Source organism: Desulfurella amilsii (assembly GCF_002119425.1).
In the GTDB taxonomy this organism is placed as follows: domain Bacteria; phylum Campylobacterota_A; class Desulfurellia; order Desulfurellales; family Desulfurellaceae; genus Desulfurella; species Desulfurella amilsii.
In genome coordinates, this window is the sequence record NZ_MDSU01000018.1 from 91,425 (window position 1) to 112,887 (window position 21,463).

Genomic DNA, 21,463 nt, shown 5'->3' on the forward strand with positions numbered 1-21,463 from the left:
ATATTTGTTTTATGTTAGGCATTAAAGAAAAATTAAAAGAAAAAGTCGAAATTCAAAGGGAGGAGGTTACTAAACTTTTAAAAAACTATGGTGATGTAAAAATAGGGGATATTACTATTGCTCAAGTCATTGGTGGCATGAGAGGGTTGAAGGTCTTGGTTACAGATATTTCTTACCTAGACCCATTTGAAGGTATACGCTATAGGGGCTACACTGTAGATGAAGTGTTAGAAAAGCTTCCAAAACCTAAAGGAGCAGAAATGCCATACGATGAAGCTCAGTTTTACCTTTTAATGACCGGCGATATTCCAACTGAAGAAGAAGTGCGAGAAGTAATTGATATTTTTAAAGAAAAACGAAAAGTTCCAAATTATGTTTATAGGGTTTTAGATTCAATGCCTCGCGAAGCACGTCCCGACGTGATGCTCGCAGTTGCTGTAGGTACCATGCAGCAAGAATCTGTGTTTGCCAAAGCATACGCAGAAAATAAAATTACAAAACAAAACGCATGGGAGTATATGTTTGAGGATGTTTTAAATTTGCTGCCAAAAATTCCTATGATAGCTGCTTATATTTACAGACTAAAGTATAAAAACAACGAACAAATACCTCAAAACCCTGATCTGGATTTTGGTGGCAATTTCGCTTATATGATGGGTATAGATAAACCGTATGATGATTTTTCGCGTCTTTACTTTATTTTGCTTTCTGACCATGAAAGTGGAAATGTCTCGGCTCATACCACACACCTTGTTGCTTCTGCATGGGCTGATGCGTATTATTCTTTGGCAGCGGGAATAAATGGTCTATCTGGGCCTTTGCATGGTGGGGCTACACAAGAAGCTCTAAAGTGGTTTCAAGAATTGCTTAAAAAGCTTAACAAAATTCCTACAAAACAAGAGTTAGAGCAGTTCTGTTGGGATACTTTGAATGCAGGTCAAGTAATACCCGGTTATGGTCATGCGGTATTAAGAAATAAGGATCCAAGATTCGAAACTCAGTTAAAATTTGGAGAACAATATTTAGCGAACGATAATCTTTTTAAGTTAGTTATCGTAGCGTATAAAATAGTTCCCAATATTTTAAAACACTATACTAGCATAAAAAATCCATGGCCAAACGTTGACAATATTTCTGGTACAATTCATTCTCATTATGGAATACCTGAAGATTTTTTTTCAGTATTGTTCGATATATCCATTGCTATCGGTAGTTTATCAAATATTTTGTGGGACAGAGCTTTGGAATATCCTATTGGAAGACCAAGGTCTGTAACAATTGATCAGTTATCAAAGTTTGTTACGAATAAGATTTGAAGAAATGTAGTTTTTTGCCATTTTCAAACTATTTGATATTTCATTCAATTAATTAATAACAAAGAAGTGCTTGACAGATATTAAGTTAAATGTTAACTTAAAATACGAATTTTTAGAAAAATACGGGGATTTAATTATGCCATTTGATGAGCGCGAGTTAACTTTCATTGTCGACGGTTTAGGTGTTGGTATCTATTTAGCTGATAGTAAAGGTGTTACGTTGTGGGTAAATAAGGTTTTTGAAGATATTTCTTTAATAAAAAAAGAAGAGGTTGTTGGAAAAACCTTAGGAGAATTAGTCGATACTAAATATTTTTCAAATTCAGCCACTCTTTCTGTTATGCAAACCAACAAACCAATAACGGTATCTTTTGACACTAAAACAGGTAAAAAACTTTTATCTCAAGGTAAGCCACTTTTTGACCAAAATGGTCGTCTAAAATATATAGTAAATACTATATATGATCTCTCAAGTATATTAACGCCACAAAATGAAGAGTCTTATCAATACAGTTTGTTTAATGATTATAATATTGTTGCTCAAAGTGAAAAGATGCTACGAGTTTCAAGTATAGCCATTAAAGCTTCAAATATTGATTTACCAGTATTAATTTGCGGCGAGACCGGTGTAGGTAAAGAATTAATAGCAAAATTAATTCACTATGCTGGTATACGTAAAAATAAAACTTTTATATCACTAAATTGTGCTGCAATACCAGAATCATTAATTGAATCAGAATTATTTGGTTATGAGCCAGGAAGCTTTACAGGATCTGACAAAAAGGGTAAGAAAGGTATTTTTGAGCTAACAGATAAAGGTACTGTATTGTTGGATGAAATTGGAGAAATGCCTTTATCTTCTCAAGCAAAATTATTAAGATTTCTTGAGCAAAAAGAGTTTATTAAGTTAGGGGGTACAAGATTAACCAAAGTGGATGTTAGAGTTATAGCGGCTACAAATAAAGATTTAAAAAAATTAATATTAGAAGGTCGATTCAGAAAAGACTTGTATTATCGACTTAGTGCAATTACTATTTATGTGCCTCCTTTAAGAGAAAGACTTGACGATATTGATATTTTGGTAAATTTTTTTTTAAATAACCTTAATGAAATTTATAAAACAAAAAAATCTATTTTACCTGACGTAATTGAATTAATTAAAACGCTAAGCTTAGATGGAAATGTTAGGGAGTTAAAAAATATAATAGAAAGGTTGTATTTTTATTCTATAAATGACATTATTACTTTGGATGATTTTTATCAAAATATTGGACAAAATAGAATCAACGAAATAATAATTAGTGAAAATAGCTTAAAAGATGAACTTGAGGCTTATGAGAAAAGCATTTTAGAGAAATATTATAAACAGTATCATAGCACAAGAAAGTTAGCTAGATTTTTAAAAATAAGCCAAACTAGTGCCTTCAAAAAATTAAAGAAATACAATATAATATGAGTACTTTTAGAATCATATGGTTCTAAAAGTACTCATACTCAAATATGCTATTAATTTAAGTTTAGATAGTAAAATATTAAATATTTTAGATTACAAAATTAATTAATTAATTAATTGTAAGAATTAAATAGTAAATTGATTAATTATACATTTTTTATATAAAATATGCTATTTTTATAAAGTTTTATATAATTTAATTACCATTATTTATTTATTTAATTTAATCTGGAACGCTTTTTGCTTAATTAATTTAGAGATTATTAATAGGAGGTAAAGATGCTGATTTCAAAGGTAGGTTTAAGGGAAGAGGTGATAGAGTTTATAAATACTGTTAAAGAATTTTGCGAACGCGAGTTCAAAGATACACTAGAATGGGACGCTCAAGAGTACATGCCACATGATTTATGGAAAAAAATGGGTGATATTGGTCTTACTGGAATGATGTTGGATGCCGATTTAGGTGGATTAGGTGATGATTTGTTAACAAGTGTTGTAATACACGAAGAAATGTCTGTTTATTCACCAGCAATAGCTATGACTTTAGGTGCACATGCAATACTTGCAGGAAACGTTATAAATAGAGGGGGTAATAAAAAACAAAAAGAAAAATATATACCGCCTATTGCAAGTGGTGATAAAGTAGCTGCTATATGTATTACTGAACCAGAAATTGGCTCTGATGCGGCTCACCCAAGAACTCGAGCAATTAAAAAAGGAGACAGATATATTTTAAAAGGAAATAAAATTTTTATTACAAATGGGCCTATTGCTGATATTTTTGTGGTTTATGCACGTACATCGGATGATCCAAAAAGAGGAGTTTCTGCTTTTATTGTTGAAAAAGATTTTGGAAATATTTCTGTCGAAAAAATGCATAAAATGGGAATGCGTGCTTCTCCAACAGGATTTGTAACATTTAACGATACAGAAGTACCGGAAGAAAATTTATTAAGAGCAGAAGGAGAAGGAATTCACATAATGATGGAGGGTCTAGATGTGGAAAGAATTGGTTTATCTGGGAGCAATCTAGGTATGATAAAAGGTTCTTTAGATATTGCATCAAAATATGCAAAAGAAAGAATGCAATTTGGTCAACCAATTATAGATTATCAATTAATTCAAGAAAAACTTGCATATATATTATCTCAGTTAGAGTTAAATAGATTATATTTGTATAATTTAGCTGAAATATGGCGTAAATATCCTGGCTCTAAAAAATTACGAGCAGCAACTGCATTGGTTAAAATGACTTCAGCACAAGCTGCTGTTAAATCAGCAGAAGAGGCAATTCAAATTCTTGGTGGTTATGGTTATACAACTGACTATCGCGTTCAAATGTACTGGAGAGACGCGAAACTTTATGATATTGGTGCAGGTACGACAGAAATGATGAAGATTTTGCTCTCAAGACGAATAGAGGAAGGTTTTGCAGATTTATAAAAATTTTTAAGGAGGTTTTGTTATGACAGGTATTGTAGGTTATGGGTGTTATGTTCCAAAGCGCAGGATTAAGGTAGAAGAAATAGCTGCCCAGTGGGGCGAGGATGCCGAATCTTTAAAAAGTAGTTTATTAGTAAGAGAAAAAACAGTTCCAGCAAAAGACGAAGATTCTGTAACAATAGCATATGAAGCAGCTAGAAATGCCTTAAAAAGGGCAGAGATCGATCCAAAAGAAATAGGGGCAGTATATATTGGCTCAGAATCAAAACCCTATGCTGTTAAGCCATCAGCAACTATTGTAGCTGATGCTTTAGGTATAGCTCCAGTTGTTCATGTAGCTGATTATGAATTTGCTTGCAAAGCTGGTAGCGAAACGGTGTTTGTAGTATATGGGTTAGTTAAATCAGGAGAAATTAAATATGGCCTTGGAATAGGGTCTGATACTTCTCAAGGAGCACCAAAAGATCCGTTAGAATATACTGCAGCTGCAGGTGGAGCAGCGTTTATTATGGGCAATGATAATGTATTGGCAGAAGTAGTTGCAACATATTCATATACCACTGACACACCAGATTTTTGGAGAAGAGATGGCCAATCTTATCCGACACATACAGGACCATTTACAGGCGCACCAGCCTATTTTAATCATACCTTAAATTCTGCAAAAGGAGTAATGGAAAAGGCTAAGATGACGCCAAAGGATATTACGTATTGTGTATTTCATCAACCAAATGGTGCATTTCCGCTTAGAGCTTCAAAAATGCTAGGCTTTAAAAAAGAACAATTTGAGCCTGGGTGGGTAGCACCCTACATTGGGAATACATACTCTGGTTGTTCTCTTTTAGGGTTGGCTTCCGTGTTAGATATAGCAAAAGCAAATGACATTATACTGGTTACATCATTTGGATCTGGTGCAGGTAGCGACTCTTTTATTTTTAAGGTAACAGAAAGATTAGCAAAGGTTAGAAATAATGCTCCTTTGCTAAAGCATTATGCTGATAGAAAACAATATATTAATTATGCAAACTATGCTTTTCTACGAGGCAAAATTAAAATGAGGGAGGACTAACATAATGAGAGAGGTAGCAGTTGTTGGCATAGGTATGACAAACTTTGGATATTTATGGGAAAAATCATGGAGAGATTTAGCTGTTGAAGCAAGCCTAGAAGCAATAAAAAGCTCTGGCGTAGATAAAATAGATTCTATTTATGTTGGAAATTTTAGTGGTGGTACTTTTGTAGAGCAAGAACACATGGCGGCAATCGTTGCTGATTATTTAGGATTTTTACATATACCGTCAACTAGAATAGAAAATGCCTGTGCTTCTGGTGGAGTGGCAATTAGGCATGCTTATATGGAAGTCGCCTCTGGCATGTCTGATGCAGTACTTGTGACTGGCGTTGAAAAAATGACCGATGTGGTTACTTCTCAAGGTGTTTATTCACTTTCTATGGCTGCAGATAGAGAATTTGAAGGCTATCAGGGCGTTACATTCCCAGGTTTATTTGCGCTTGTTGCAAAAAAATACATGTACGATTTTAACGCTACCAGAAAACAACTTGCGGCAGTTGCTGTAAAAAATCACAAAAATGCTTCCAAAAATCCTAAAGCACAATTTCATAACATGATAACAATCGATGATGTTATAAATGCACCTATGATTGCAGATCCTCTTGGGCTATATGATTGTTCGCCAATGACTGATGGTGCTGCAAGTGTAGTTTTAATGCCATTAGATAAAGCAAAAAAATTAACAAATGCAGCTAAACCAATAAAAATCTCCGCCATAACCCAGGCAACCGATACTATAGCCTTAGCACAAAGAGATAGTTTTGTTACATTTCAAGCTACGGTAGAAGCTGCAAAAAAAGCTTACGAAACGGCAAAGAAATCACCGAAAGATATAAATTTAGCAGAAGTTCATGATTGTTTTACAATAGCAGAAATATGTGCAATTGAAGACCTAGGATTTTTTGAAAAAGGAAAAGGGGCAATGGCAACCGAGAATGGATTAACAGAGATTGATGGAAAAATACCTATAAACCCCAGTGGTGGTTTGAAAGGCAAAGGACATCCGGTTGGTGCTACAGGTGTTGCTCAAATTGTAAACCTTGCAGAACAACTAAGAGGAGAAGCAAAAGATCTTCAGGTGCAAAATGCTAAAGTAGGGCTAGCTCACAACTTAGGTGGTTCAGGAGCTACTGTTACAGTTACAATTTTGGAGGTGGTCTAATGCTTACAATACCAAGAATGTGGAGAGAGAAACCACAAAGATACATGCTAAAAGGTGGTAAGTGTAAAGATTGCGGGTATACAATGTATCCAGCAAGAAAAATTTGCCCAAAATGTAATTCTGAAAATATAGAAATCATAGATCTTCCGAGAGAAGGCGCTATTCTTACCTACACTATCATTTATTCTGCTCCAGAGGGATTTGGAGATTTTGCACCTTATGGAATAGCTATAGTAGAGCTTACAAATGGTGCAAGATTAATGCTGCAAATAGTTGATACTGACGTGGAAAATATACAAATAGGAAAAAAAGTTAGCGTGGTGTTTAGGAGACTATTTGTTGAAGGAAAAGCAGGAATAATAATTTACGGTCCAAAAGCAAGAGTAGAAGAATAAGTTTATAAGGGGGGAGGGGCGCCCTCTTTCCTTATCTTTGAGGTTAAGACATGAGCAAGGTTAATGTGGAAATAGAAGATAATGTAGCTATTGTTTATATGAATAATTTAGAAAAGAGAAATGCCTTAGATGAATCTTTATCAGCAGAGTTACTAGAAAACATTAAGTCACTATCTCAAAATGATTCTGTACATGCAGTTATCCTTACGTCAGCAGGTAATGTTTTTTGTGCGGGAGGAGATATTAAAGAATTTGCCTCAGGTGTAGAATTGAAAGCTATAGATCACTATTTTAAAAAAAGCATTAATGTAGATGTGTTAAGAATAGTTGACATATTAAAGAAACCTCTGATAGCAGCTGTCTCCGGCTATGCTTTAGGTGGCGGTTTTGGGCTTGTTGCCAATGCTCATATAGTTGTTTCGCATCCTAATACGCGTTTTGGCTTAACCGAGATTAATTTAGGAATATTGCCATATGTCATTTTTCCTTATGTTAAAAGAGCTATAGGCGAAAGGAACGCTGTTGCATTAACACTTACTGGTAACATAATTAGTTCAGAAGAAGCTTATCGAATTGGTCTTGTGCATTACATTGACGAGAAACCACTTGAAAAAGCCAAAGAAATAGCAAAGAGTATAGCCCAAAAAAGCCCTTTGGTTTTAAAACTCTTAATGGAATCTATTAATGTTAGTAGAAACCCTTTATGGGAAAGTGATTACTTATCATTATTAAGAATAGTTAATTTTTCTTCAGAAGATTTAAAAATTGGTATAGAATCATTTTTGAATAAACAAAAACCACAGTGGAAAGGAAAATAGGAGGCGATAATGAACATCGGTGTTTGTATAAAAGTTGTGCCTGACTATGAAATTTCCTTGGAGAAGTTTCGATTAGAAAATAACAGAATGTCTGGGGAGTATAAAGATGTAATAGGTTTGTACGATGAACATGCAATTGAAGTTGCCCTTCAATTAAAATCTAGTATTAATGCAAAACTTTACGCGATTAGCTATGGACAAGAAAAACATGTGCCGGCACTTAAAAAAGCTCTTTCTATGGGAGCAGATGAGCTTATATTGGTTCGTGCTAGTGTAGATGATCCTTTTCAAACAGCATATAATTTAGTGAGGGCTGTAGATGCATATAACATAGATTTGGTTTTATTAGGTAGAGTTTCTTCTGATCTAGAGCGAGAAATGGTTCCTGGTTTTGTGACTGGCATATTAAACTGGGCTTATCTACCGTATACTATATCAATTTTACCAGATAATGAGAATAATTGTTTTTTATGCACACAACAATTAGATAATAAAAGTTTAGTTTTGCATGTAAAAGAAAAATTTGTCGCTTCTGTAACAGACGCTCCATGCAATTTGCCTCGTATTCCTAATCTAAAGGAAATTATGAAAAGCAAAACAAAACCCATTCATATCATGGAAGAAGAGTTAACAACACCGTTTGAGTGGGCACAAGAGATATCGGTTACAATTCCAAAATATGAATATGTAAATGAGACATTACCTAATGATGATTTAGATTTTACAGCTAAATTGCTGATAGAAAACCTTAAAAAGGAGCATTACATATGAATGTGAGGAATGTTTTAATTATTAGTGATGATAATCAGGATAGACTGTCGGAGTTGAATTTTGTTGCAAAGAAATTTAGCAGTAACATTGATGCTATAATTTTCACTAATAAAAATGAAATAAATATAGACTTAAATAGGGTTTACGGCATAAACAACCTTCCAGTTAATTCAATTGATGCACTCAATTCAATGGCAGCTAAGTATGACTTGATTTTAACAAATGGATTTGCAGGAGCTTGTGTTGGTGGTATTTTAGCGTATAAATTAAAGGCCTGCTGTATTTTTGGTGTAAATGCTATAAGATATAATGATTTTATTTTTTTGCATAGTGCATATGGTGATAAGACGGTAATTGAATATAAACCACTATGCTTGCCATTAGTAATTGTTCTTAAAGAGAAGTATTTCGAACAATCTCCATGTGAAGATCAAAATAAACATGTAGTTGAGTGGATAGACGTCGATAATAAAGTTAATCTTATTAAAGAAGAAGTAGTTGAAAAAAAAGTAGAACTTGATAAAGCAAAATTTGTTGTTGGTGGAGGACGAGGCATCGGGTCTAAGGAAGGTTTTGAAATATTGCGTCAATTGGCTAATAAACTTGGGGGTATAGTAGGAAGCTCTAGAGCCGCTGTAGATAATGGATGGATTTCTCATCAATATCAAATAGGGCAATCTGGTGCTATGCTTTCAGCCAATTTATATTTTGCATTTGGTATTAGCGGTGCAACTCAACATCTTTCTGGAATTAAGAATGTTAAATGTGTTGTAGCAATTAATACTGACGAGGAAGCGCCTATATTTAAGAGGGCGCGCTACAATATAGTAGCTGATTGGAAGAGCTTTGCGATGGCTTTGTTAAATCAATTGGAGGTAGCTAATGGCTAAAATTGTATCTAATGTAAATACTAATTCAGAAGAATTTAAAAAACGATATTTGTTCAATAAAAGTAAAGTTGAAGAAATAGAAGCTATAAGAAAAGAATTAGCTAAAGGCGGTCCGTCAAAAGCTCACGAAGTGAATAAAAAAAGAGGTAAACTTTTTTGTAGAGAACGCATAGAAAAAGTAATAGATAAAAATTCTCCTTTTTTAGAAATAGGACCTTATGCCGGTTTTAATATGTATAACAATGACGCTCCATGTGGGGGGATAGTTACAGGAATAGGAAGAATCAGTGGCAAAGAGGTTATGATAGTTGCAAATGATCAGACAGTAAAAGGTGGAACATACTATCCAATTACAATCAAAAAACATATACGAGCTCAAACTATTGCTAAAGAAAACAATTTGCATTGTCTGTATTTAGTTGATTCTGGCGGGGTATTTTTACCTATGCAAGATGAAGTTTACCCTGATAAAGAACATTTTGGCAATTTTTTCTACAATCAAGCAGTAATGAGCAGTATGGGTTTGCTTCAAGTAGCTGTTGTAACTGGACTTGGAACTGCTGGAGGAGCATATGTACCATCTATGTGTGACCAAGTTATAATGGTTAAGAATCAAAGCGCGATCTTTATAGGCGGTCCGCCTCTGGTTAAAGCGGCTACTGGAGAAGAAATTGATGCAGAAAATTTGGGAGGCGCAGATGTACATACGCGTATTTCTGGTGTAGCAGACTATTTAGCAAATAACGAAGAAGAGGCTTTAAAAAAAGCAAGAGAAATTTTTGCGCACTTACCCAAAAAAGAAAAGTTTAAGCTAGATAGAATTGCACCAGAAGAACCACTGTATGATCCAGATGAAATATACGGTATATTGCCTGAAGATTTAAGCATACCTTTTGACGTGCGTGAAATTATAGCTCGTATTGTAGATAGAAGTGAATTTGAAGAATTTAAGCCCTTGTATGGTCAAACTTTAGTTACTGGTTTTGCTAGAATAGGGGGATATTTAGTCGGGATTATAGGCAACAATGGTATTATTTTCCCAGAATCTTCCCAAAAAGCTGCTCATTTTGTAGAATTATGTAGTTTAAGAAAAGTTCCTCTAGTTTTTCTTCAAAATATTACTGGGTTTATTATAGGAAAAAAATATGAACACCAAGGCATGGCAAAAGATGGTGCTAAATGGATAACAGCCATATCCACAACAAATGTTCCAAAAATCACCATCATAATAGGTAACTCTTATGGAGCAGGTAATTATGCTATGGCGGGTAGAGGCTATCACCCAAGGTTTTTGTGGATGTGGCCTAATGCAAAAATAGCTGTAATGGGTCCAAAACAAGCTGCAGAAGTATTATCAAGCATAAAAATTGCTCAACTTGAAAGGGAAGGAAAAAAAATCAGTCCAGAGGAAATAGAAGCCATACAAAAGCCAATTTTACAAGAGTACGAGGAAAAATCGAACTCATTATATTCAAGTGCTAGGCTGTGGGATGATGGAATTATTGATGCGAAAAGTACAAGGGAATATTTAATGTTAGCTTTAGAGGTAACGCTTAACAAGCCTATAGAAGATGTAAAATTTGGTATTTTTAGGATGTGAAGTATTAAAGGGGTATAATGATGAGAAGTATAAAAAGAATACTTATTGCAAATAGAGGCGAAATAGCAATTAGAATTATGAAAACACTGAAGTTACTTGATATAGAAGCTGTGGGCGTTTATTCTGAGGCTGATAAATTATCGAAGCACATTTCATACGCTGATAAGGCTTACAATATAGGTGAACCTGAAGCTTTGAAAAGCTATCTTAATACGGAAAAAATAATAGATATTGCAAAGCAAGCCAAGTGTGATGCAATTCATCCAGGATATGGTTTTCTAGCAGAAAATCCAACTTTTGCAGCAATGGTGCAAGAAAATGCCTTAATATGGATAGGACCACCACCTAACTGTATGAGAAATTTAGGTGATAAGATAAATTCAAGGATTATAGCACAATCCGTTGGTATTCCCACTACACCAGGAGGCACTATAGAGTCTATTGAACAAGCACATGCTTTAGCTAATGAATTAGGGTATCCAATACTTATAAAAGCATCTGCTGGCGGTGGCGGAAAAGGTATGAGGATTGTAAATAGCGACAAGGAGTTAGAAGAAGCAATAATAGTTGCAAAAAAAGAAGCGCAAGCGGCATTTGCAGATCCTACTGTTTACATAGAAAAATATATAGAAGACGCTCATCATATTGAGATACAATTTATAATTGATAAGTTTGGAAACGGACTATATTTCCCAGAACGAGAATGTTCAATCCAGAGAAGATATCAAAAAATTGTTGAAGAAAGCCCATCACCAACGATTAATAGAGAAGTAGCAAAAAAAATGGGGGAAGCTGCCATTTCTGTAACAAAAAAAGCAGGGTATTATAATGCAGGAACTGTGGAATTTATTTATGATAAAAAAAATGAAAAATTTTACTTTTTGGAGGTAAACGCAAGAATACAAGTAGAACATCCAGTAACTGAAGAAATCAGTGGGTTTGATTTTATTGCTTCTCAAATTGATATTGCTGAAGAAAAACAGATTAAGTTATCTCAAGACGAACTTAATTCACGTATTAATGGTCATGCCATTGAATCTAGAATATATGCCGAAGATACTGAAAACAACTTTATGTCTTCTGTAGGTAAAATAGAACACTACAAGGAACCGTCTGGTTTTGGTATTAGAGTAGATTCAGGGTTTTTTGAAGGTTCGAATGTATTGATATATTATGACTCTCTTATCTCAAAATTAATAGTAAAAGCTCCAAATAGAAATATGGCTATAAAAAAAATGTATAAGGCAGTGTCAGATTATCACATTTCGCCTATTAAGACAACAATTCCTTTATTGAAAAATATATTCAGCCATAAAAAGTTTATAGAAGGCGAGTATAATACAAGATTTTTAGAAACTTATAGAGACGATCTGTTTTCTAAAAAGCAAAATAGTAGTCGGATTATGGAGGCCATAGTATTATTCGAGTACTTAAAACAATACAAGCACCCTAATTATGATGCTATACAAGAGTCTTCTATGACATCTTGTTGGGAATCTATAGGTAACTGGAGGGGATAAAATGGAAAAGATTAAAGTAAATAATGAATTATTTGAGTACGATTTATCAATAAAGGATAGCCTTTACACGCTGGCACACGATGGTACAAGTGCGTCTTTTCAAGTTTTTAAGTACGGTGATGATTATCTTGTTTTTGATTTAGAAAATAACACATTTGTTGTTTTAGATGCATATTTAGCCAAAGATAAGGCGATTATTTGGGTGGATGATCAAGAGTTAGTATTAGAAGAAGAATCAGAAGAAAATGTTTCTTTAGGGGATGAATCTAAAGAAAACAATATAAAATCTCCAATGCCAGGTATTATTAGAGAAGTAAAATTTAAAGAAAAAGACAGTGTAAAAAAGGGTGATGCCATTGTTGTTTTAGAATCAATGAAAGTTTTAAACGACCTTAAATCCAGTATAGATGGTATTATTAAGAAAATTAATGTAGATGTAGGTATGCAGGTTGGTCCTTTAGAAATTTTAGTAGAAATTGAGCCAAAGGAGGAACAATGAGTAATTTTGTTTTTGGAGTAGAAGAGGTTGCAATAGCAGTTAATGATGCACAAGAAGCAGCGCACGATTTTTCAACATTATTTGGCATAAATTTTGATTATCAATGGGAATTGCCTGATGAGAAGTTATTTGTAAAATCAGCTAAAATTGGTAATACGCAACTACAGTTTATCGAGTCTACCAGCGAAGATGGTGTCGTTGCAAAATTTGTCGCAAAAAGAGGAGAAGGATTAAACCATATTGCATTAAAGATAAAAAATTTAGATGCCTTAATAAAACAGCTTCGAACAAATAATGTAAAGTTAATGCCGAACGAACCAGTTTTAGTTGATAACATACCCCCTTTTTCTGGAAAAATAAGATATATTTTTATACATCCATCGTCTTTTCATGGGGTACTAATAGAATTAATTGAGGAATTATAAATTTTTAAAGGAGGTTTTCGTTATGAGTAATTTTTCCGATTTTAAAAATGGGTCGTTTGCACAAAGCAGTCCTGCAATGCAAAAAATCAGAAACAAAACCATTACGGCAGAAAAATTTGCAAGTATGGTTAAATCAGGAGACTGGATATATGGGTGTATGGTTGGTACTGATGCAGTCGCGCCAAGAAAAGCTATTTTTCAAAGATTAGGTGAAGGTTCCGATAAACTCCAAAATATAGAAATGTGGGCCGTAGATAATGCATTTTTAGGAACTGATTTTGGACTTAGATATGACAAGGAAGGTAAATATCACATCCAGCACCAAGGTTTTATACATAAAGGCACAAAAGATGCAATAAAAGAAGGATGGCAGGGTTTTGATTGGTATCAGTGGGGCTGGTCAATGCATATGAACTATCAATTTGCAAGATTTTACAAAAAAGATAAATCACAAAGAATAGCAGACTGGGGTATTGCTACTATAGCAAAGCCAGAGGGTAGTTATGTAAATGGAAGCTATGGTGCTTCGAATTTTATGATTACAGCTAAAACATGCAAAAAATTTGTGTGTGAAATTAGAGAGGATCACGCTTGGTGTGAACCTGGACGCAATGTTAATTTGCATGTTGATAATGTGGATTATTTTATTGAAGTTGATTTATTAGATCCAGATTTTCAATATCCTAGATTAGATGAACGTGCTATTAAACCTTCTGAAACAGAGAAAAAAATTGCTGAACATATCTTATCAATAATGCGAGACGGCGATATTCTTCAAGTTGGTATAGGGGCTTTACCCAACGCTGTCGTTTTAGCAATAGCAGACTCTGATCTAAAGCACCTTGGAGTACATACTGAGATGATAGGTGAATGGGCTTTTACACTAATAGAAAAGGGATTAATTGATAATTCAAGAAAATCAATTGATCAGGGCAGATGCGCATGGGCTTACGCTGTACCTTTTATACCAGAGAGGTATTTTGAATTTATGCATCACAATCCAATGTTCGCTGCTTATGATATTAATTACACCAATAACTTTTTAACATTATCAATGGTTGATAATTTTATGGGTATTATGAGCTTTGCAAAAATGGACATTAGGGGACAAGTTGTATCAAGTTGCGTTGCAGGAAGACCGATATCTAGTACTGGTGGTCAATTTCAATTTATTGTTGGCGGTCAATTATCGAAAGGTGGAAGAGCTGTGCTAGCTGCTACATCTAGAACACCAGATGGTAAATCTCGAATTATCGGAATGCTTGATAGAGGCGATGTTGTAGACGTACCTTCTCAATTTGTAAGCTATGTTGCAACTGAGTATGGGATTGTTAACTTAATGGCTTGCACAGATGCTGAAAAAGCTAGAAAATTAATTAGTATCGCACATCCTGACGATAGAGAAGAATTAGAAAAAGAAGCTGCAAAGCTAGGAATCAAAACAAAACACTGGATGTTTGATGTGTGTCCAGATAGAAGGTATCCAACAGCAGATGACTTAAAAGATCACAAGCATGGTTACATGGATTTAGTTATTGCGCCAAAGGGAGTTAGTAACCCAAGTAGTTAACAAATAATAGTATTTATGGCATTAAAAAATTAAAGTTTTTAATGTCTAGTGAAAAAGGAGGGTTGTGTATGTTATTATCTAAGAAAGCGTATATTCAAAGAATTGCGACAAAAAAACCAAATCTTTATATTAATGGGGAAAGAATAGATAACTTTATTGATCACCCAAATATTAAACCTATGATTGATTCAATTGGGTTAACATATGAGTTAGCATCAAAAGACGAATTTAAAGATTTGGCAACTGCAAATTCTCAATTTATAAGTGAACCAATTAACAGATTTTTGCATATCTATACAGAAAAAGAAGATCTTATAAAACGCATTAAGTTAGCAAGGCTTTTGAGTCAAAAATTAGCAACTTGCAATTACCGCTGCGTAGGATGTGATATCCTAAACGCTTTATACGCTACTACTTACGACATGGATGAAGCATTAAAAACCAATTATCATAAAAGATTATTGGATTACATTAAATATGTACAACAAAATGATTTAGCTGTGTCTGGTGCATTAACAGATGTAAGGGGCGATAGAGCAAAAAGTCCAAGCCAACAAGATGACATGTATCTAAAAATTGTAGAAAAAAAATCTGACGGTATAGTGGTAAAGGGCGCAAAAATTTGTCAATCCGGTACATTGGTTGTCGATGAAACTGTTGTTATGCCAACAATTGCATTAAAGGAAGCTGATAAAGCCTATGCTGTTTCATTTGCAATGGAATCCGGCACAAAGGGTGTTACGTATGTTTTACAGAATAATGCGTACGAGTCCAAAAAAAGAGAAACGCCAGGTTGGGAATCAGGTAATCCATATGGTGACAGAGGCACGTTTTTAGTTATTCTTGACAACGTATTTGTGCCTTGGGATAGGGTGTTTATGTGCGAAGAATACAACTATGCTGGTTTATTAGTAAGCAATTTTACCGATATTCACAGATATGTTGGCTCTGGCTGTAAAGCAGGTTTTATTGATACAATGCTAGGTGCTGCTAAACTAATGTCAGAATACAACGGTATTCAAAATGCCTCTCATGTAGTAAATAAGATTACGGACATTGTCAAAGGCCAAGAAAGTTGTTATGCATGCGGTTTAGCTGCAGGGTATGAAGGCATAAAGACAAAATCAGGTGTATATTTGCCAAATTCTTTATATTCAAATGTATCAAAAACACTTGGCCTGCCAGCAATTGCTCAGGCTGCTATAAATCTTGCAGATATAACTGGTGGCGTATGCGTTACAGCTCCTTCTGAAAAGGACTTAAATAACCCCGACATAGGAAAATATATAGAGCATTATTTGAAAGGAAGTGATGCGGCTACAACACAAGAAAGGTTAAAATTAATAAAATTTGTTGAATATTGGATAGCAGGACCCCATTTAGCTGGTGCTATTCATGGTGGCGGATCACCTATTACACCAAACATTTTTATACAAAGGTTGGCAAATGTAGATCAAAAAAAATCACTGGTAAAAGAGCTGCTAGAAATCAACTAGGAAAAGGAGCGTGTAATGCCTGCTTTTAAAAACATAATTTATACTGAAGAAGATAACATTACCTGGATTCAATTTAATAGACCAAATAAACTCAACGCTTTTACAAGAGAAATGTGGGAAGAGCTTTATCAGTCGCTGGAGTTAGCAAAGGGCAATAAAACGACATTGGTTGTTGTTACAGGTACAGGAAAAGCTTTTAGCGCAGGTGATGATATACCATCCATGTACAAGTTTAAAACTAAAGAAGAATCACTCAATTTCTTTAGCATATTAGAAAAACCATTCGAATCTCTATTAGATTTTGAAAAGCCGCTTATTGGAATGGTAAATGGCTTAGCATATGGTGGCGGTTGTGAGTTACTTTTTTTTATGGATATTATTGTAGCAGGTAAAGATTCTAAATTTGCTTTGCCAGAAACCAAACTTGGATTGATACCACCTGGAGCGCTATCTGTGGGTTACAATGTTTTGGGTATAAAACAAATTAACCGACTTGCTTTGACAGGAGAAGCAATTGATGTATACGAAGCTCAAAGAATTGGCCTTGTGGATTACATAGTAGAACCAGATAAATTAAAAGATAAAACGCTTGAGATTACACGGAAAATCCTTTCTAACTCCAAACAGCCAATGCAGTTTATAAAAAGACTCTCAAACAAACGTAGAATTAAGGTAGAATTAGCTAACATGATTGAGAAATTGGCAGCTTTTTCTATCGAGGAAGAATCAAAACAGAGAATGGGGGCTTTTATAAACAAAAAAAACGAAACTAGTGACATCTTTTGTTAAAGTGAAATTTCAATTTTTAGGAGGTGTCATAAGGAACACTTCTTGGAGCACGCTGGTCATGTAGCGATAAACACTTTTTTGTGCGAAACTGCGGTGGTATTGTAGGTTATTGGTATGATGGATTTAGATGTAAGCAAAAGAGTGGCAGGAAAAAGAGCATTATGCTCCCAAGTGAAATTAATCAAAGAAAAAGATTTAGGAGGGAGAAAGAATGAGTTACGACAACCTTAAAAAACTAAAAGATAAATACGCCATTGTGGGTGTAGGTTATACACCACAAGGAAAAGTATCAAATAGGAGTGCTTTAAGTTTTTATGTGGAAGCAGGTATTAATGCAATAAAAGATGCTGGATTAAAAAAAGAAGATATAGATGGTTTAATATGCTATAGGCAATTTGGCACCCTTTTAAATGAACCAGAGCCAACACCTTACTTAGTAGCTCAGATGTTAGGTATACAGCCCACTATTTTAAGTCAAGAATCATATTGCCCAAGGCACCACTTTGTGCAAGCTATATCGCTTTTAGAAGCTGGCTTTTGCAATCACGTTTTAATTATATACGCTGATAATGGCCTCTCAGGAGGCAGAACATTTATAGAAGAAGCTACACACCCAGAACCTAAAAATGACAATTACCTTTATGGTGAATTTGGTTTTGTTGGAGATTATGCGCTTGCTGCAAGAAGAGCCATGTATGAGTTTAACACTGGTCCAGATACTTGGAAAGAAATAGCAATTAGCCAAAGAAAGTGGGCTATGTTAAACCCTACCGCCACAATGTACCAAAAACCATTAACGCCTGAAGACTATTTAAACTCAGACTATATTGTAGAACCGTTTAGAAAACTTGATGCAGCTTTAATAAGCGATGGTGGCAGAGCATGTATTGTCACATCCGTTGAGCGCGCCAAAGATTTAAAAAACCCTATTGTTTCAATAATGGGTATTGGAGAAGCAAACCCTAGCATCGATATACACCAAGCTACCTATATAACAGGACCGACAGGCGCTAAAAAGGCGTCAGAAATGGCTTTTAATATGGCAAATATTACGCTTAATGATATAGACGCATGTGAGATATATGATTGCTTTACATACACAGTAGAAATCACAATGCAAGATTACGGTTTCTTTAAGCCAGGTGAAGGAAAAGACTTCTTTAAAAATGGTTATACTGCTCCAGGTGGCAAACTACCTGTGAATACTTCTGGTGGTTTACTCTCAGAAGCGTATTTTATGGGTTTAACACCTATTACAGAAGCGCTAATGCAGCTCATGGGCAGGTGTGGCCAAAGACAACTAGGTACAGCAGTAGGCAATAAAAAACCAGAGATAATCTTATGCAGCGACAATGGAAGTGTATTGCAAACGCATGCAACTATAATTTTAAGGAGGCAATAAATGAGTATTTTTTTACCAACCCCGACATCTGACACAGCTTTTTTTTGGGAAGCATCTAAAAATAAACAGTTAAAATTCCAAAAATGCAGAGATTGTGGCTATGTCAGATGGCCTGCTTCAATTGCTTGCCCACAGTGCCATTCTCTAAACTTCGAATATATAATTTCAAAAGGATTGGGGAAAATCTATTCTTTTGTAGTATATAAAGTGGCTTTCCATAAAGCTTTTAAAGATAATCTTCCCTACATAGTAGCTATTGTTGAGCTTGATGAAGGACCACGTATCGTTAGTAATATAATAAACTGTGATCCATCTAAATTAAGCTGTGATATGCCAGTTAAGGTAGTGTGGGAAGAGGCTTTAGAGTTTAATATACCTAAGTTTGAATTGAATCTTTAGGAGATGTTGCTATGGAAAGCGTAGGGAAACTATATGGATTTTATGATCCCGATCAGATGAGAATGGTATTTAGGAATCGATCTAAAAAATTAGTACCAAAAGTTACTACTTTAGAGAAATGTGTTTCTTAACTGATCTTAAAGGAGATCGTGGTAAAAAACCATCACAGCAATCTGATCTTGACAGCAATTTACGCGTTGTAGAAGTTAAAAAAGATGGTATTGTTATACGCGGCGCAAAAGTGATGATATGTGGTGTTGCTGCTTCAAATGAAATTTTTTTACTGCCCGGCGGAGTTTATGGAGAAGCGGATAAAGACTTTGCTGTAGCTTACGTAGTACCAAGGTATATAGAAGGTCTAACTATTGTAGAAACAACACGTCCAAGCGACCTAAGGGGAGCTTGGAGATAACTTTGATATGCCGCAAACTGGAATTACGCAAAGCCTATCTATTGTTTGATAATGTGTTTGTGCCTAACGATAGAGTATTTATGCGTGGAGAATATAAGTACACTCGTGATATCATAAATTATTTTACTTCTACTTACCGCGCATGTCTTGGCGTTTGTGTTGCAGGGCAAGAGGATACAATGATTGGTGCAGCAGTTTTGATAGCCAGAGCTAATGGTTTGTCTTCTCGAGTATTTTTCGATAAACTTATTAATATGTCTATTAATAATGAAGTGACATATGGACTTGGCATAGGAGCTATAGCTCTAGGCAAAAAACACCCTTCTGGCGTATATTTTCCGGATCAGCTTTTAACTAATGTAAACAAAGTTCAAGTAGCAACACTTCCGTATGAGACAAAAAGACTTACACAAGATATTGCTGGTGGTATAGGAGAAGCCGGGTGCTTAACTTCATGCCAAGATATCGAAAACCCTCAATATGGGCCACTAATAGAAAAATATCTAAAAGCAGGTGAAGGTTCTGGTAAAACTCGCGCAAAAATTGCAAGGTTAATAGAATGGTTAACCTTAGGTGCAGGTGTTCCTGGCACAATGCATGGGGGAGGGTCTCCTGATGGTGCACGCCTGTTTGTTAGAGCTCTAACTCCTTTCGATAAATATGTAGACTATGCAAAAAAAATTATGAATATTGAGGAAGATGTTAAAGAACCTGAAAAAACAAAATAAATTAGCTTGATTTGCTTGCTTTAGCTGTAGAAAAGGTTTTTTTCTACACCTATTAAAAATAAGAGGAGGTTTCTTATGATTGATTTTACTTTTACACAAGAACAAGAGGATTTCAGAAAACAAGTGGCAGAATTTGTGAAAGCAAAAATTGCACCAAAAGTTAAGGATATGGAAAAAAATAAAGGTGCAGACAAAGAGGTAGTTGAAGCTGTGAAAGAAGCAAAACTCACAGGTATATTTATACCAAAAGCGTATGGTGGCTTAGGGCTTGGCTACGTTGCAAGGCTTATTGCTTTGGAAGAAATCGCCAAAGTCTCTCCTGGTGTTTCCATGATGCTCCAGATTTTTGGTCTTGGTATTGAGCCTATTCTAAAATCAGGCAGCGCAGAGCAAAAAGAAAAATACCTACCAGGCCTTGCAAGTGGAGAAAAACTTGCTACAGTAGCTGTAACAGAAACCACTGGTGGATCAGACCCAACAGGCATAGAAACAACATACACAAAGGAAAGTGACTACTACATACTAAATGGAAGAAAAATTATGCTTACCAATGCTCCCGTTGCCAATACATTTGTGGTGCTTGCGAAAGATCCAAATAACCCAAAAGCCTTTTCTACCTTCATAATTGAAGATACATTCGAAGGCTTCAAAAGAGGAAAAGATTGGAACGAGATAGGCCTTCATGGTTGCAGTGTGGGTGAGATACTGCTTCAAAACTGCAAAGTGCCCCAAGGAAACCTGCTTGGAGAAGAAGGCAAAGGCATGAGGGTAGCGATGAGCGCCATAGGTGAAGTAGGCAGAAGCGGTATGGTAGGTGTGGGCCTTGGTATACTCTCTGCTCTTTTAGAACAGTCGGTAAACTTTTCAAAAAAACGCATACTATACGGAAAACCCATAAGCAACTTACAAACCATACAAAACAAAATAGCTCAAATGAAATTAGATTTAGAAGTCTCAAGCCTACTTGGCTATAGAGCAGCAAGCATGCAGGATAAAGCTCAAAGATGTGACCTAGAGTTTGCCATGGCAAAGTACTATACTACAGAAGCTGCCCAGAGGTGCGCTAAAATGGCTGTGGATATCCATGGTGGCTATGGCGTTGTAGAAGAATCTATTGTCACAAGATTATTACGGGATGCCTTTGTGCTTGGTCCATCTGCTGGCACATCAGACATTATGACGGTTATTATTGCAAGGGCGGCTATTGGGTAGTACAAAGCTTTGATTTTTATAAAATATTTTCATTATTGACAGAATTTGAAAGTAAGTGTAGAAAAAAGGAGGTATATTTTTAAAAGGAGGA

General features: G+C 35.1%; 21 protein-coding genes. All 21 read left to right on the forward strand.

Features of this window, described 5'->3' with window-relative positions:
* The first annotated feature begins 11 nt into the window (after positions 1–11).
* The 21 genes from DESAMIL20_RS03910 (at position 12) to DESAMIL20_RS04005 (ending at position 21,372) form a co-directional block, all read left to right on the forward strand.
* Positions 12–1,316 carry a citrate (Si)-synthase gene (locus DESAMIL20_RS03910; protein WP_086033513.1) on the forward strand — a complete coding sequence of 435 codons (1,305 nt, stop codon included), beginning with the start codon at positions 12–14 and terminating at the stop codon, positions 1,314–1,316.
* 70 nt (positions 1,317–1,386) lie between these two features.
* On the forward strand, positions 1,387–2,772 hold the full coding sequence (locus tag DESAMIL20_RS03915) for a sigma-54 interaction domain-containing protein (protein WP_086033514.1): 1,386 nt from the start codon (positions 1,387–1,389) through the stop codon (positions 2,770–2,772).
* A gap of 276 nt (positions 2,773–3,048) precedes the next feature.
* Entirely contained in the window at positions 3,049–4,212 is a 1,164-nt protein-coding gene (locus tag DESAMIL20_RS03920) for an acyl-CoA dehydrogenase family protein (protein WP_086033515.1), read from the forward strand.
* 22 nt (positions 4,213–4,234) lie between these two features.
* Positions 4,235–5,281, forward strand: a complete 1,047-nt coding sequence (locus DESAMIL20_RS03925) for a hydroxymethylglutaryl-CoA synthase (RefSeq protein WP_086033516.1) — start codon at positions 4,235–4,237, stop codon at positions 5,279–5,281.
* Between the two features lie 4 nt (positions 5,282–5,285).
* On the forward strand, positions 5,286–6,446 hold the full coding sequence (locus DESAMIL20_RS03930; protein WP_086033517.1) for a thiolase domain-containing protein: 1,161 nt from the start codon (positions 5,286–5,288) through the stop codon (positions 6,444–6,446).
* Positions 6,446–6,841 (forward strand): Zn-ribbon domain-containing OB-fold protein, encoded by a 396-nt coding sequence (locus tag DESAMIL20_RS03935; protein ID WP_086033518.1) that lies wholly within the window; start codon positions 6,446–6,448, stop codon positions 6,839–6,841. The genes DESAMIL20_RS03930 and DESAMIL20_RS03935 overlap by 1 nt, the downstream gene beginning before the upstream one ends.
* Before the next feature lie 50 nt (positions 6,842–6,891).
* Positions 6,892–7,659, forward strand: a complete 768-nt coding sequence (locus tag DESAMIL20_RS03940) for an enoyl-CoA hydratase/isomerase family protein (RefSeq protein WP_086033519.1) — start codon at positions 6,892–6,894, stop codon at positions 7,657–7,659.
* Between the two features lie 9 nt (positions 7,660–7,668).
* A complete protein-coding gene (locus DESAMIL20_RS03945) occupies positions 7,669–8,430 on the forward strand; it encodes an adenine nucleotide alpha hydrolase family protein (RefSeq protein WP_086033520.1) in 762 nt (253 codons plus the stop codon).
* Positions 8,427–9,320, forward strand: coding sequence for an electron transfer flavoprotein subunit alpha/FixB family protein (locus DESAMIL20_RS03950; RefSeq protein WP_086033521.1), 894 nt, complete (start codon positions 8,427–8,429; stop codon positions 9,318–9,320). Before DESAMIL20_RS03945 ends, DESAMIL20_RS03950 begins: the two co-directional genes overlap by 4 nt.
* Positions 9,313–10,920, forward strand: a complete 1,608-nt coding sequence (locus tag DESAMIL20_RS03955; protein WP_086033522.1) for an acyl-CoA carboxylase subunit beta — start codon at positions 9,313–9,315, stop codon at positions 10,918–10,920. The genes DESAMIL20_RS03950 and DESAMIL20_RS03955 overlap by 8 nt, the downstream gene beginning before the upstream one ends.
* A 20-nt stretch (positions 10,921–10,940) precedes the next feature.
* Positions 10,941–12,440 (forward strand): acetyl-CoA carboxylase biotin carboxylase subunit, encoded by a 1,500-nt coding sequence (locus DESAMIL20_RS03960; RefSeq protein ID WP_086033523.1) that lies wholly within the window; start codon positions 10,941–10,943, stop codon positions 12,438–12,440.
* A gap of 1 nt (position 12,441) precedes the next feature.
* A complete protein-coding gene (locus DESAMIL20_RS03965) occupies positions 12,442–12,939 on the forward strand; it encodes a biotin/lipoyl-containing protein (protein ID WP_086033524.1) in 498 nt (165 codons plus the stop codon).
* Entirely contained in the window at positions 12,936–13,364 is a 429-nt protein-coding gene (locus DESAMIL20_RS03970) for a VOC family protein (protein WP_086033525.1), read from the forward strand. Before DESAMIL20_RS03965 ends, DESAMIL20_RS03970 begins: the two co-directional genes overlap by 4 nt.
* Positions 13,365–13,386: 22 nt before the next feature.
* Positions 13,387–14,934: an acetyl-CoA hydrolase/transferase family protein gene (locus tag DESAMIL20_RS03975; RefSeq protein WP_086033526.1), complete on the forward strand. Its 1,548-nt coding sequence runs from the start codon at positions 13,387–13,389 to the stop codon at positions 14,932–14,934.
* A gap of 68 nt (positions 14,935–15,002) precedes the next feature.
* Positions 15,003–16,430, forward strand: a complete 1,428-nt coding sequence (locus DESAMIL20_RS03980; protein WP_158090510.1) for a 4-hydroxyphenylacetate 3-hydroxylase N-terminal domain-containing protein — start codon at positions 15,003–15,005, stop codon at positions 16,428–16,430.
* Between the two features lie 15 nt (positions 16,431–16,445).
* Positions 16,446–17,219 carry an enoyl-CoA hydratase/isomerase family protein gene (locus tag DESAMIL20_RS03985; RefSeq protein WP_086033528.1) on the forward strand — a complete coding sequence of 258 codons (774 nt, stop codon included), beginning with the start codon at positions 16,446–16,448 and terminating at the stop codon, positions 17,217–17,219.
* A gap of 211 nt (positions 17,220–17,430) precedes the next feature.
* Positions 17,431–18,621, forward strand: a complete 1,191-nt coding sequence (locus DESAMIL20_RS03990; RefSeq protein ID WP_086033529.1) for a thiolase family protein — start codon at positions 17,431–17,433, stop codon at positions 18,619–18,621.
* A complete protein-coding gene (locus DESAMIL20_RS03995) occupies positions 18,622–19,020 on the forward strand; it encodes a Zn-ribbon domain-containing OB-fold protein (protein WP_086033530.1) in 399 nt (132 codons plus the stop codon).
* A 118-nt stretch (positions 19,021–19,138) separates the two neighbouring features.
* A complete protein-coding gene (locus DESAMIL20_RS10570; protein WP_204218558.1) occupies positions 19,139–19,432 on the forward strand; it encodes a 4-hydroxyphenylacetate 3-hydroxylase N-terminal domain-containing protein in 294 nt (97 codons plus the stop codon).
* A 2-nt stretch (positions 19,433–19,434) separates the two neighbouring features.
* Positions 19,435–20,160: a 4-hydroxyphenylacetate 3-hydroxylase C-terminal domain-containing protein gene (locus DESAMIL20_RS04000; protein WP_204218559.1), complete on the forward strand. Its 726-nt coding sequence runs from the start codon at positions 19,435–19,437 to the stop codon at positions 20,158–20,160.
* A 75-nt stretch (positions 20,161–20,235) separates the two neighbouring features.
* Positions 20,236–21,372 (forward strand): acyl-CoA dehydrogenase family protein, encoded by a 1,137-nt coding sequence (locus DESAMIL20_RS04005; protein WP_086033531.1) that lies wholly within the window; start codon positions 20,236–20,238, stop codon positions 21,370–21,372.
* Positions 21,373–21,463 lie beyond the last annotated feature (91 nt).